This is a genomic window from Chitinophaga sp. SYP-B3965 (genome assembly GCF_009647655.1).
Taxonomy (GTDB): Bacteria; Bacteroidota; Bacteroidia; order Chitinophagales; family Chitinophagaceae; genus Chitinophaga.
This window is the reverse complement of record NZ_WJFD01000001.1, coordinates 2,549,498-2,562,573: the sequence shown is the minus strand read 5'-3', so window position 1 is coordinate 2,562,573 and position 13,076 is coordinate 2,549,498. Positions and strand designations below refer to the sequence as shown.

The following is a 13,076-nucleotide window of genomic DNA, read 5'->3' as shown; positions in this document are numbered from 1 at the left end:
GAGCCCTGAAACAAGACCCCTCTTTCCCCATATTATAATTAATTCTCCTAATGTTTCAGCTTATCCTTAAACGCTTTCTTGAACTTTTCCAGCTTAGGTTTGATCACATAAGTGCAGTAAGGCGCTGAGCCATTCTGGTTATAATAGTTCTGATGGTAGTTCTCCGCCACATAAAACTCCTTAAAAGGCGCTATTTCCGTCACAATCGGGTCCTTGAATGCCCCGGACTCCTGTAACTTCTTTTTGTAAAATTCGGCCTCTTTATGCTGTTCTTCGTTTTCGTAGAAGATCACAGAGCGGTATTGCGTACCCACGTCATTTCCCTGGCGGTTCAGAGTGGTAGGGTCATGGCTCCCCCAGAATGCTTCCAGCAGGGTAGCATAACTGATCTTTGCCGGATCGTAAGTGATCCTGGCCGCTTCCGCATGCCCGGTCAGGCCCGTACATACTTCATCGTAAGTAGGATTAGGGTTAGCCCCGCCGGAATAGCCGGATTCCACTTTTAACACCCCGTCCAGTTGCTGGAAGATGGCCTCTGTGCACCAGAAACAACCGTTCCCAAAGATGGCCGTTTCCGTTTTTTGATCTTTATTAATGGTCATATCTCCTGGTTCTTTTTCTGTTTTTCCCTGTTGCTGAGCGCAGGATGCGAGGCTGGAACCCAGCATCGCCACGAACAAAAGGTATCTTTTAATGTGTTTCATATGCTTTATCTGTACATCAAATTACGATATCCATGGCGGTTTGGATCAACAAGTTAAGTAACTTTAACATTCTTTTGAGTAAAGCATGAATGATAAACCGCATTTGTCATTCATGACTCGCTGTTGATCAATCATTTTTTATCAATTGCATGAGATAGGCCAACTTTGCGGAACGAAAAAAAGGATAAGCTGCATGGGCCGGCAGCTGAAATTATTAAAAATTAGAAGGTGAAATATTTTCCAGAATCGGCGCCGGTGCAGTTGGAATTTGACAAGGTTAAGGTTTTGTTGCAGGAACATTGTAAAACGGAGCTGGGCAAGCAAATGGCCGATGAACTGCGCCTGCATACACATATTGACTACGTAAAGACTGCGCTTCAACAGGCGCATGAGTATAAACAATTGGTGCTGATCCAACAGCACTTCCCCAATGATTACGTCCTCAATCTAAAGCAGGAATTACGCCTGCTGGAAATTCAGGGCGCCGTGCTGGCCGGGGAACAATTCATGCAACTCCGCAAACTGGCGGAAGGAATGAACAGCATTGTCCGTTTCTTTGATGCAGACAGAAGGGTGACTTATTGGGGGCTGTACGGGCTCATTAAAGAAATACATTACGAAAAGAAGATCGTTTCGCTGATAGATGAAGTGCTGGATGAAACAGGGCAGGTACGCGACAATGCAACACCTGAACTGGCAAAGATCCGGATGAACCTGTTCCGCAAAAGGACAGACCTCCGGAGAGTGTTCGATAAGATCCTGGGCAAATTGCAGAAACAGGGCTATCTGGCGGATATTGAAGAGAGTTTTCTCAACGGGCGCAGGGTAGTGGCCATCTTTGCTGAACAAAAACGAATGGTGAAAGGGATACTGCACGGGGAATCAGATACCCGCCGCACCGCTTTCCTGGAACCAGAGGAAACTATCCACCTGAACAATGAGGTATTCTCCCTGGAAAGAGATGAACAGCGGGAGGTATATGCCATCCTTAAGAACCTCACTTCAGAACTGGCCAAATTCCATGGCTTATTGCAGCAATATCATGATACCCTTGGTATTTATGATTTTATACGTGCAAAAGCCCGGCTGGCACTGGATGTAAACGGAAACTACCCCACGGTGGAGCCACATGCGCAGTTGCATCTGGTAGAAGCTTATCATCCTTTGCTGCTTTTGTATAACCGCAAACAGGGAAAGCCCACCATCCCCGTGAACATGACGCTGAACAAGGACAATCACATCCTCGTGATCAGCGGGCCTAACGCAGGAGGGAAAACGGTGACGCTAAAAACAGTAGGGCTCATTCAGCTCATGTTGCAGGCCGGATTACTGGTACCGGTACACCCCAGCAGCCAGCTGGGCATCTTCCGGAACCTGATGATCCACATCGGGGATACCCAAAGCCTGGAATTTGAACTGAGCACCTATAGTTCGCACCTGAAGAATATGAAACACTTTATGGAGAACGCCAATGGTAAAACATTGTTCTTCATAGATGAATTGGGCAGCGGCTCCGATCCTAACCTGGGCGGAGCTTTTGCAGAGGTGATCATGGAAGAGCTGGCCCGGAAACATGCCTTTGGCATCGTAACCACCCACTACCTCAACCTGAAGATCATGGCCGGTAAAGTGAAAGGGATCCTGAATGCGGCCATGGGATTTGATGAAGAGAACCTGCTGCCCATGTATAAACTGCTCATTGGCAAACCCGGCAGTTCCTATACGTTCTCCATCGCGCAGCGTATAGGCATGGACCCTGCCCTCATCAGCAGGGCACGCAAATTAGTAGACGACGGACATTTCCGCTTAGATAAATTACTGAATAAAGCAGAACAGGACCTGCAAAAAGTAGAAAGCAAAGAAAAAGAACTACAGAAACTACTCAAAGAAAACGAAAGACTGAAGAAAGAATACGAAATACTGTCTGACAAAGAACGCGTGCAGCAACAATATACCCTGTTGAAGCTGCAAAACCAGATCAGGGAAGAAGAGATCATCTACCTGAAAGATATGGAGCGCAAACTGAAACAGATCGTATTTGAATGGAAGCGCACAGATGATAAGGCGAAAGTGATCAAACAGGCAGAGGCGCTGCTGTTCCGTAAAAAGGAAAAGTCCATCAACGAGAAATTGCAGAAGAAAGTACAGGATAAATTTGAAGAACTGGCAGGAGAGATCAAGGTAGGAGACCGGGTGAAGATCCGCTCGAATAACCAGGTAGGTAAAGTAACAGAACTAAGGAATAAGAGTGCTATCGTACAGATCGGGAACATTCCCATCAATGTGAAAATGAGCGACCTGGTATTGGTACAGGAGCGGCAAAAAGTTGAATAACCTATTAAACAAAGAAACATGCAACTGGCTAAATATAATCAGATACCATTGATGACCCTGCAGGACAATAGTCTTGCCGTAGAAGGCTCACAGTTCATGATCCACCGGGCTAACCTGAAGGATGTTAAGTGGGAGGGCTTTGAAGTACCCCACAGGCATGACGGTTATACCATAGACATCCTGCTGAAAGGCTCCATTACATTATATATCGATTTTGAAAGGCATATTATAGATGCGCCTGCCGTGATCATGATAGACCCTGAGCAGATCCGCCAGTACGATATGAGTTCCGATGCAGAAATGATCGGCCTCTATTTTACCAAGGACTTCCTCATCACGGAAACTTTAGGGGTATTGAGTTGCTGGCAGTGCGTATTTAAGAATAATATACTGCGCCTGGAAGAAGGCCAGTTACAGGAAGTACTGTCCTTTGCCCGCATCCTGCTGGCAGAGTTCAGGAACGATAAGCCAAGGAAAGAAGCCATTATCAGGAATATCCTCAGCGCCTTCATTATTGCCTGCGGGCGTATTGCCAGGCCGGATGATGATGTGGACCTCTACCGCACAGAAACCAGTTTCAGCGGTCTGGGCATCCAGTTTATGGTACTGGTAGATCAGCACTTCCGTGAAAAAGTACAGGTAACGGACTATGCAGAGATGCTCCACGTAACCCCCGGACATTTGAACGATACGGTAAAAACTACCATAGGCCGCAGTGCCAAGCAGATCATAGATGCTAAACGCATTATGGAAGCAAAACGGCTACTGTTCTGGCAACAGCACTCTGTAAAGCAGATTGCCGGTGAATTGAATTTTGACGACGACGCGTATTTTAACCGTTTCTTTAAAAAGCACACCGGGCAGACGCCGGCGCTCTTCCAAAAGACTATCCGTGAAAAGTACAACTAATCCCGCGATATGGAACATATACAATATCAGGTATTATTTTACTTTTGCATTGTCAATTGCAACGCATCATTTTGAACGAATCACGAAAGTCATGTAACCTAACTATAATCGAAAGAGAACTTTTTTTACAACAGCAGTAACAAAAAGTAAACCTCAAACGATTATGGATATACTGCAAGCCCAGGCAGTATTTAGTGTAGTCTTCCTTTTTTTCTACTCCATGTTCTGATTACGAAGGCATCGTTATGCCCGATACAAATCAATGAATTGAACTAATCCCTTGTGCAGGGGAACATGGTTGCACAATCTGTGTTTATGATCTATAAAAACCGTAGTATGAAATCGTTATTTTTTTCTTTTAACAGAAAGATGATAGCAGGCGCTTTAGCGAGTATCGCCTTTGCTATTCTATTATATGGATGCAGTTCGTCTTCCGGCAATGCAGAAACGCCTCCACAGGCGCAGGCATTACCCGTGATCACCCTGCAATCCATGCCAGCCACTACTTTCCGTGAATACACCGCCGCGCTGGAAGGCAAGGTGAATGTAGAGATCCGGGCGCAGGTAGATGGTTACCTGGAAAAGATCTATGTAGATGAAGGCGCTTATGTAAAACAAGGCCAGCCCCTCTTCAAGATCAACGATCGTCCTTACCAGGAGCAATTAAGCAATAACAGTGCAGCCCTGCAAGCCGCTAAGGCCAACCAGGATAAAGCAGCGCTGGAAGTTGAAAAACTTACGCCCCTTGTACAGAACAATGTGATCAGCGATGTACAACTGAAAACAGCACAAGCCAGCTTAGCAGCTGCTAAAGCTTCAGTGGCACAAGCGCAATCCCAGGTAGGTAATGCCAATATTAATGTAGGCTTTACCGTGATCACTGCACCCGTGAGCGGATATGTAGGCCGTATTCCCTTTAAAGCCGGTAGCCTCGTAGGCAGAGGGGAAGCACAAGCTTTAACCGTATTGAGCGATGTTAAAGACCTGTATGCTTACTTCTCCATGAGTGAAATAGACTTCCTGCAATTTAAAGAGGAGATCGCCGGTAATACCATCCAGGAGAAGATCAAAGCGCTCCCGCAGGTAGACCTGGTATTGGCAGACAACAGTATCTACGAATCGAAAGGTAAAATAGAAACAGTAGAAGGACAGTTTGATAAAACCATGGGTTCTATCAGCTTCCGCGCTACATTCCCCAATGCAGGCGGTGTTCTTCGTTCCGGTTCAACTGGTAAGGTACGTATCCCAAGGCAGCATACCGATGCATTGGTAGTGCCCGCAGAAGCTACGTTCGAGTTGCAGGATAAAGTGTTTGTGTTTGCTGTAGGCGATAGCAATAAAGTAACCAGCAAGCTGATCACTATCTCCGGAAAAAGCGGTGGATACCTGTTTGTGTCTGAAGGGGTAAAAGCAGGTGAACGCATTGTGTACACCGGTCTGGACCGCCTTCGTGATGGCGCCGTAATAGCACCGCAACCTATTACGATTGATAGTTTACTGAAAGTGAAACCACTCTGATCAAATCATTAAGAACGGAAACCTGCTTATGTTTTATAGGCGGGAAGAGGATTCGTTTTACTTTTCAAAACCTGATTCATGTTAAGAAAATTCATAGAAAGACCCGTATTAGCAACGGTTGTATCCATCATATTGGTGCTGCTGGGCTGTCTTTCGCTGGTATCATTACCAGTGACGCAGTTCCCGGATATTGCACCGCCTAGTGTTCAGGTGACGGCTTCGTACCCTGGTGCTAACGCAGAGGTGGTGGCGCGTTCTGTTGCTACCCCCATAGAAGAAGCCGTGAACGGTGTGGAGAACATGACCTACATGAGCTCCAACTCCAATAACGACGGCTCCATGACACTGACCGTTTATTTCAAACTCGGTACAGACCCTGATCTGGCAGCCGTGAACGTACAGAACCGTGTAGCAAAAGCTACGGCGCTGTTGCCTGCTGAAGTTGTAGCTGCTGGTATCTCCACGCAGAAACAACAGAACAGTATGATCATGGTGGTCAACCTCACCGGCCAGCAGAAAGAGTATGACGAAACATTTTTGCAGAACTATGCCAAGATCAATATCATCCCGGAAATTCAACGGGTACCCGGTGTTGGTCAGGCTATGGTGTTTGGTGCAAAGGATTACTCCATGCGTATCTGGCTCAAACCTGAACGCCTGGCCGCTTACGGCCTGAGCACACAGGAAGTGTTGGGCGCTATCCGCGAACAGAACGTGGAAGCAGCTCCCGGCAGATTTGGTGGTGAGAGCAAAACAGAAGCATTTGAATATGTAATTAAATATAAAGGGAAACTCAATAAGGGTGAACAATACGAAGACATCATCCTCAAAGCAAATGCGGATGGTTCTGTATTACGTCTGAAAGATGTGGCCCGCGTTGAATTCGGATCCTTCAGTTATGCTGCGGATACGAAAGTGGATAGTAAATCAGGTATTGGTATCGCGGTGTTCCAAACCGCAGGGTCTAATGCCAACGAGATCCAGGAATCTATCCTGAAGCTGATGAAGAAAGCTGAAGGTGCTTTCCCCACCGGGGTTACACAATCTGTTATTTACAGTACCAAAGAATACTTAGATGAATCTATCAGCCAGGTGAAAACCACCCTGATAGAAGCATTCATCCTCGTATTTATTGTTGTGTTCATCTTCCTGCAGGATTTCCGCTCTACGCTGATCCCGGCCATCGCTGTGCCGGTAGCCATTATCGGTACCTTCTTCTTCATGCAGTTGTTTGGTTTCAGTATCAACCTGCTCACCTTGTTCGCACTCGTACTGGCTATTGGTATTGTGGTGGATGATGCTATCGTGGTGGTGGAGGCCGTCCATACTAAAATGGCAGCGATCCATATGTCGCCCAAGGAAGCCACAGTGAGTTCCATGAAGGAGATCTCCGGCGCCATCGTTTCCATTACCATTGTGATGGCCGCGGTGTTCATACCGGTAGGTTTCATGCAAGGCCCCGCGGGTGTGTTCTACAGGCAGTTTGCCTTCACGCTGGCTATCGCCATCCTGATCTCGGCACTGAACGCCTTAACGCTCAGCCCTGCCTTGTGCGCTTTGTTACTGAAGAACAATCATACCGGCCCTGGCGACCATGCGGTAGCACAAGGTTTTGGTAAACGTTTCTTTACTGCTTTCAACACAGGTTTTGACGGCCTTACCAATAAATACGTACACAGCCTCCGTTTCCTCATACGCCACAAATGGATCACTATCTTAGGATTGGTGATCATCGGTGTGGTAACCGTACTGATGGTGCGTAAAACACCTTCCGGTTTTATTCCTACAGAAGACCAGGGCTTTATCGTGTATGCGGTGAACATGCCTCCCGGTTCTTCCCTGGAACGTACAAGACAAGTGATCGCGAAGCTGGAGAAAGAAATGAAGTCACTGGAAGCTACGCACACTTACCTGAGCGTGGCAGGTTTTAACTTCCTCACCAACTCCAGCAGTTCTTCTTCCGCAGTAGGTTTCGTGAAAATGAAACCCCACAAGGACAGAGGTGCTGTGAAAGATCTGAAGGATGTAATGGGCCTGATGCAACAAAAGGTAGCAGGTATCCCTGAAGCAGGTATCTTCCTCTTCAACATGCCAACCGTACCTGGTTTCAGTAACATGGATGGTTTTGAAGTGATCCTGCAGGACCGTACCGGTGGCAGCCTGGATAAATTAGGCGGAACCGCTTATGGTTTCATCGGAGAACTGATGAAACGTCCCGAGATCGCATTCGCCTTCACAACTTTCAACACCGGTAACCCGCAGTTTGAAATAGTGGTAGATGAACGTAAGAGTAAACAATTAGGCGTACCGGTTAGTGAGATCCTGAATACAATGCAGACCTACTACGGTAGTTCTTATACATCAGACTTCAACCGTTTCGGTAAATATTATCGTGTGATCGTGCAGGCAGATGCCATCGATCGTGCAGAACCTACTTCGCTGAATGGTGTTTTTGTGAAGAACAACGCAGGGGAGATGGTGCCTATCAACGGCCTCGTGGAACTGAAACGCGTTTATGGTCCGGAAACAGTGAGCCGTAATAACCTCTTCAATGCCGTTACCATCAATGGTCAGGCAAAACCAGGTTACAGTACCGGTGATGCGATCAAGGCCGTAGAAGAAGTAGCAGCGAATTACTTGCCACGCGGATATTCTTACGAGTGGGTAGGTATGACCAAAGAAGAGATCGCCGCAGGCGGACAGGCAGGTATCATCTTCCTGTTATGTCTTGTGTTCGTATACTTCCTGCTGGCAGCACAATATGAAAGTTACATCCTGCCGTTCTCAGTGATCCTGAGTGTACCACTGGGGATCTTCGGTGTGTTCGCTTTCATCAACATGTTCGGTATCGATAACAATATTTATGTACAGGTAGGTTTGATCATGCTGATCGGTCTCTTAGCCAAGAATGCCATCCTGATCGTAGAGTACGCCGTGCAACGGAGACGAGCGGGAATGGGGCTGCTGGCTGCAGCACTGGAAGCATCCAGGTTGCGTTTGCGCCCGATCCTGATGACCTCTTTCGCCTTTATTGCAGGTCTGATACCGCTGATGCGGGCCACCGGCTCCTCAGCACTGGGTAACAGGTCTATCAGTACCGGTGCGGCAGGAGGAATGCTCACAGGTGTGGTGCTGGGTGTATTCGTGATCCCTGTGTTGTTCGTGATCTTCCAGTTCATTCAGGAAAAGATCACCGGCAAACCGCAACCATTGGTAGTAGAACAGGAAGCTTAGTATTAATACCATTAATAAAAGAAACAATGACACGTTTAAATAAATATCTCATAGCTATACTCGGTGTTGCCGCCCTGGCCGCTTGTAAAGTCGGAAAAGACTTTCAGCGGCCGGAGGTTGCCCTCCCTGCACAATTCAACAGCGTGCCTGCTACAGATAGCAGCGTGGCCAATGCAGCCTGGAGGCAATTCTTCCCTGATCCTGCTTTGCAGCAGCTGATCGGTGAAGCGCTCGCCAATAACTTCGATCTGCAGATCGCGCTCAAGAGGATAGAAGCAGCTGGTGCATATGTGAAACAGGCAAAGGCAGCATTCTTACCTTCTGTTACTGCGAACGCTACTGCAAATACTTCTATTCCTTCCAAGAACAGTCTCAACGGGGCTAACCTGAATAACTTACTGGGAACAAGTCACATTGAAGATTTCAACCTTGGTGTGGGTATTTCCTGGGAGATAGATGTATGGGGTAAGATCCGCCGTCAGAAAGAAGTGGCATTAGCTTCTTACCTGCAAACATTTGAAGCAGCAAAAGCAGTGCAAACAGGCCTGATCGCTAATGTGGCGAACAGCTACTTCAACTTGCTGATGCTGGATGCACAACTCTCCATTGCCCGCAGTAATGTGGCGCTGAGCGATACCATTGTGCAAATGATCCGCATGCAGAAAACTGCCGGCGAAGTAACCGAACTGGCCGTACAACAAGCCGTAGCCCAGAAGCAGGCAGCAGAGTTGCTGATCCCGCAACTGGAACAGGCTGCTACCATCCAGGAGAATGCGATCCGCATCCTCACCGGTCAAATGCCTGGTACTGTTACCCGTAACGGTACACTCGATGCTTACCCTGTGTGGGATAACCTGGAAACAGGTGTTCCTGCCAAAGTGATCGGCAACCGTCCGGATGTAAAAGCAACAGAGTTAGGACTGAAAGCCGCCAATGCCCAGGTGGGTGTTGCGCAGGGAAGTATGTATCCTGCCTTAAGCTTAACAGCTAACGGCGGTTTGAATGCCTACGAAATTGGCAAATGGTTCGCCCTCCCAAATTCATTGTTTGGTACAGTAGCCGGAAACATTGCACAACCCATCTTTCAGCAGCGCCGTTTAAAAACGCAGCTGGAAGTAGCAAAGGTACAACGCGAACAGGCCGTGATCCAGTTCCGCCAGTCCGTGACCACTGCTGTGCAGGAAGTATCCAATGCACTGGTACAGTTAGATAAATTACACACACAACAGGACATAGCCGCATCCAGGCTGCAAACCACACAACAGGCAGTGAACAATGCCCGCCTGCTGTTCCGCAGCGGTCTGGCAAATTATCTGGAAGTGATCACTGCACAGGGCAGTAGCCTGCAGGCAGAATTAACACAGGTAGATATCCGCCGCCAGCGCCTCACGGCAATGGTAGACCTCTACCGTTCATTAGGAGGAGGATATCAATAAGCAGGAGAGGAGAAGCTGATGACAGATGGTAGTTGTTTTTTTTCGGAACAACAGACAGGTTAAACGGAAGCAATGCAAGGAACGCTATCATCTGTCAGCGGTTTTCTTTTCTTCATGAACATCAGGTTGTACCGGCAGGCTTAGGCTTGCCGGTTTTTTTGTTATTATTGTTCTATGAAATGGATCACCCGCGAACATCCCAAAATAGACCGCATAGCCTGCCCCTGGCTGATCAGGCGGTTTATTGATAAAGAAGCGGAGATCATCTACGTTCCTGCGGAACAGGTGCTGTCAAAAGCGGCAGCGCTAAACGCCATTCCTTTCGATGTTCCTGATGTGGAATACAGTCATCATAAAGACCTTTGCACCTTTGATTATTTCATCAGCAAACATCAGCTTAAAGATCCGGCTTTACTGAAAATGGCGCCCATCATCAGGGGAGCGGATACAGACCGCCATGATCTTTCTGCACAGGCCGCAGGATTATGGGCTATATCAGCAGGGCTGGCTTATAATTTTAAGAACGATGAAGAGTTACTGGAAAAAGGAATGCTGATCTATGATGCACTCTATAGCTGGGCCAGTCATCTTTACGGGGAAAAACATATCCAAACCCCTGCGGAACATTTGCTGATGGAGATCTATAACAAGTTCCTAAAGCATAAAGTCCCAGGCTGGGCAAAGGAATTAAAAGAGATCATCCAGGACCAGCTGGATACCAATCTGAGCGTAAGTTTAGGAGATGTTTCAAAAGAACTGGATATCAACCCTGCTTATCTCTCCCGTGAATTCTCTAAATATTTTGATAACCTTTCTTTTGGCGATTATATCCGCAAAAAGCGAATAGATAAAGCCATTGAACTCTTGCAAACCTCATATTCCCTCACGGAAATAGCCTACCTCACGGGCTTCTCAGATCAAAGCCACTTTACCCGCATCTTTAAAAAACACACCGGTAAAAATCCTTCAGACTACCGGAAAGAACTGAAAAAAGGTAAAAAGGATACAAATCGTTAAGAACGTTCTATTCTGCCGCAGCTATACTATATAGTATTGCAGTATGACACCCGCACCCACTTATTCGCTGAAGCAGCTCTGCCTGTATTTTCTGAAACTGGGCACCTGGGGATTTGGCGGCCCCGTAGCCCTGGTAAACTATATGAACCGGGACCTGGTAGAGCGTAAGCAATGGATCACGGAAGCAGATTATAAAGAAGGACTGGCCCTTGCACAACTGGCGCCAGGGCCATTGGCTGCCCAGTTAGGGATCTACTTAGGGTATGTTCATTACGGGGTATTGGGTGCCACGCTCACCGGCCTCGCCTTCGTATTACCCTCTTTTTTTATGGTAGTGGCATTAGGCGCCATCTATGAAGCTTATAACGGCATCCCCTGGATGCAGGCCGTCTTTTACGGTATTGGGGCCAGCGTGATAGGGATCATCGCTTACAGCGCCTTTAAACTGACAAAGAAGAGCATTTCTCAAGACTTATGGATCATCTATATCGCAGCGGCTGTTTATACCGTATGGCAGGAAAGTGAATCTGTGCTGATCTTTTTAGCTTCCGGCATTTTATATTGGCTGGCCAAAAGGAAACCCGGTTTCAGCTTTACCATTTTCCTTGGCCTGGTGCCTTCTTACAAAGAGGGCACGTTATGGCAGATCTTCCTCTATTTCACCAAAGCCGGCGCATTTGTTTTTGGCAGTGGGTTGGCTATTGTTCCTTTTCTCTATGGTGGCGTGGTGAAAGAATATGCCTGGTTAACGGAGCATGAATTCATTGATGCCGTAGCGGTAGCTATGATCACACCAGGTCCGGTAGTGATCACGGTGGGATTTATCGGTTATCTCACTGCCGGATTCCAGGGGGCCTTTGTGGCCGCATTGGCTACTTTTTTCCCCTGTTACCTGTTCACCATATTGCCTGCTCCTTATTTCAAAAAGTATGGCAAACATCCCGGTATTAAAGCTTTTGTAGATGGGGTAACGGCTGCCGCCATTGGTACTATTACCGGCGCCGTGATCGTATTGGGCAAACGTTCCCTGATAGATGGACCCACCATCGGCATTGCTTTACTCACCGCTTTCGTTTGCTGGAAATACAGTAAGGTGCCAGAGCCGCTGCTGATCCTGCTGGCGGCGCTGGTGGGTATACTTTTAAAAGTCTTTATCTTATGAGTTATACCGCATAGCCCGGATGAGCTGCCTGTTACGCTTATCTGCTTTCGCATTGTTATAAGACGAAATAGCCCATGTGGCCACGATGAACCATAACACAAAGAAGGCCGGCATAAAGAACAAAAACAGGAGTACTGCAAATAGTTCCAGTATAAAGGCAACGAGAGCAGAAAGAAGTTTTCCTCTCAGGAGGAAAGAAAGCCAGGGAGCAATAATGGCGATTAATATCATAACATATTCAGTTTTAAACCTTTTATGTTATAAGTATACAAGGAGGAGTTATAAAGATAAGGAATTTATGACATTTCCATATCGTAACGGTCTAATCCCTCCCCATAACCATCTTTAGTTATCTTGATAGTACTGAAACCAAGCTTTTCAAAGAAGGCGTAAGCATGCTGGGTGGTATCAAGGCCAATGGTGCAGGAGGGGCAAACCGACTTTATCACCCCAATACGATGCAGGAACAATGCCTTACCGATTCCTTGTTTGTGTAAGGATTGGTGCACTAGCCCCCAGGTCATCCTGGCATCCTGTTTATCCGGATCAATGAAGTAACCGCCGCAGGCAATCACTGCATTGTCCTGTTCCACTACATAATATTGTTCTGTAACGGAATTGAGGGTTTCCTGCCGTTGTAGCCAGTCTTCAAAATCAGGCAGTTCATACGGTGCAAAAAATGCAGGCATATTACTTTTAAATGCGACGATGCAATCCTGCCGGTCTGCCGCAGTATAAGGTCTGATAAGCATGACGTAAAAG

Annotated in this window: 10 protein-coding genes; 7 read left to right on the top strand and 3 right to left on the bottom strand. The window is 47.1% G+C overall.

Annotation, left to right across the window (positions count from 1 at the left end; translation table 11 throughout):
* Window positions 1-47: 47 nt before the first annotated feature.
* The gene (msrA, locus tag GFS24_RS09950; protein ID WP_153659414.1) at window positions 48-704 is read right to left on the bottom strand and encodes a peptide-methionine (S)-S-oxide reductase MsrA; all 657 of its coding nucleotides are present in this window, start codon (window positions 702-704) and stop codon (window positions 48-50) included.
* A gap of 228 nt (window positions 705-932) precedes the next feature.
* Here msrA and GFS24_RS09945 point away from each other — a divergent pair, with 228 nt between their 5' ends.
* From GFS24_RS09945 to GFS24_RS09915, 7 genes are all read left to right on the top strand, one after another.
* A complete protein-coding gene (locus tag GFS24_RS09945) occupies window positions 933-3,038 on the top strand; it encodes an endonuclease MutS2 (RefSeq protein WP_371730295.1) in 2,106 nt (701 codons plus the stop codon).
* Between the two features lie 18 nt (window positions 3,039-3,056).
* On the top strand, window positions 3,057-3,947 hold the full coding sequence (locus tag GFS24_RS09940) for a helix-turn-helix domain-containing protein (RefSeq protein ID WP_153659413.1): 891 nt from the start codon (window positions 3,057-3,059) through the stop codon (window positions 3,945-3,947).
* Between the two features lie 336 nt (window positions 3,948-4,283).
* The gene (locus GFS24_RS09935) at window positions 4,284-5,465 is read left to right on the top strand and encodes an efflux RND transporter periplasmic adaptor subunit (RefSeq protein WP_153659412.1); all 1,182 of its coding nucleotides are present in this window, start codon (window positions 4,284-4,286) and stop codon (window positions 5,463-5,465) included.
* Window positions 5,466-5,543: 78 nt separating this feature from the next.
* On the top strand, window positions 5,544-8,699 hold the full coding sequence (locus GFS24_RS09930; RefSeq protein ID WP_153659411.1) for an efflux RND transporter permease subunit: 3,156 nt from the start codon (window positions 5,544-5,546) through the stop codon (window positions 8,697-8,699).
* A gap of 26 nt (window positions 8,700-8,725) precedes the next feature.
* The gene (locus tag GFS24_RS09925; protein WP_153659410.1) at window positions 8,726-10,135 is read left to right on the top strand and encodes an efflux transporter outer membrane subunit; all 1,410 of its coding nucleotides are present in this window, start codon (window positions 8,726-8,728) and stop codon (window positions 10,133-10,135) included.
* Between the two features lie 174 nt (window positions 10,136-10,309).
* Window positions 10,310-11,152: a chromate resistance protein ChrB domain-containing protein gene (locus tag GFS24_RS09920; protein WP_153659409.1), complete on the top strand. Its 843-nt coding sequence runs from the start codon at window positions 10,310-10,312 to the stop codon at window positions 11,150-11,152.
* A gap of 43 nt (window positions 11,153-11,195) precedes the next feature.
* A complete protein-coding gene (locus tag GFS24_RS09915) occupies window positions 11,196-12,314 on the top strand; it encodes a chromate transporter (protein WP_153659408.1) in 1,119 nt (372 codons plus the stop codon).
* Here the strand turns inward: GFS24_RS09915 and GFS24_RS09910 are convergent.
* On the bottom strand, window positions 12,309-12,545 hold the full coding sequence (locus GFS24_RS09910; protein WP_153659407.1) for a hypothetical protein: 237 nt from the start codon (window positions 12,543-12,545) through the stop codon (window positions 12,309-12,311). The genes GFS24_RS09915 and GFS24_RS09910 overlap by 6 nt on opposite strands.
* Before the next feature lie 65 nt (window positions 12,546-12,610).
* Window positions 12,611-13,066, bottom strand: coding sequence for a GNAT family N-acetyltransferase (locus GFS24_RS09905; protein WP_153659406.1), 456 nt, complete (start codon window positions 13,064-13,066; stop codon window positions 12,611-12,613).
* Window positions 13,067-13,076: the final 10 nt, after the last annotated feature.

What these genes read in the sequence shown, in the direction of transcription:
- msrA (WP_153659414.1), bottom strand. Translation starts at nt 704, where the DNA reads ATGAAACACATTAAAAGATACCTTTTGTTCGTGGCGATGCTGGGTTCC.
- GFS24_RS09940 (WP_153659413.1), top strand. Translation starts at nt 3,057, where the DNA reads ATGCAACTGGCTAAATATAATCAGATACCATTGATGACCCTGCAGGAC.
- GFS24_RS09935 (WP_153659412.1), top strand. Translation starts at nt 4,284, where the DNA reads ATGAAATCGTTATTTTTTTCTTTTAACAGAAAGATGATAGCAGGCGCT.
- GFS24_RS09930 (WP_153659411.1), top strand. Translation starts at nt 5,544, where the DNA reads ATGTTAAGAAAATTCATAGAAAGACCCGTATTAGCAACGGTTGTATCC.
- GFS24_RS09925 (WP_153659410.1), top strand. Translation starts at nt 8,726, where the DNA reads ATGACACGTTTAAATAAATATCTCATAGCTATACTCGGTGTTGCCGCC.
- GFS24_RS09920 (WP_153659409.1), top strand. Translation starts at nt 10,310, where the DNA reads ATGAAATGGATCACCCGCGAACATCCCAAAATAGACCGCATAGCCTGC.
- GFS24_RS09915 (WP_153659408.1), top strand. Translation starts at nt 11,196, where the DNA reads ATGACACCCGCACCCACTTATTCGCTGAAGCAGCTCTGCCTGTATTTT.
- GFS24_RS09910 (WP_153659407.1), bottom strand. Translation starts at nt 12,545, where the DNA reads ATGATATTAATCGCCATTATTGCTCCCTGGCTTTCTTTCCTCCTGAGA.
- GFS24_RS09905 (WP_153659406.1), bottom strand. Translation starts at nt 13,066, where the DNA reads ATGCTTATCAGACCTTATACTGCGGCAGACCGGCAGGATTGCATCGTC.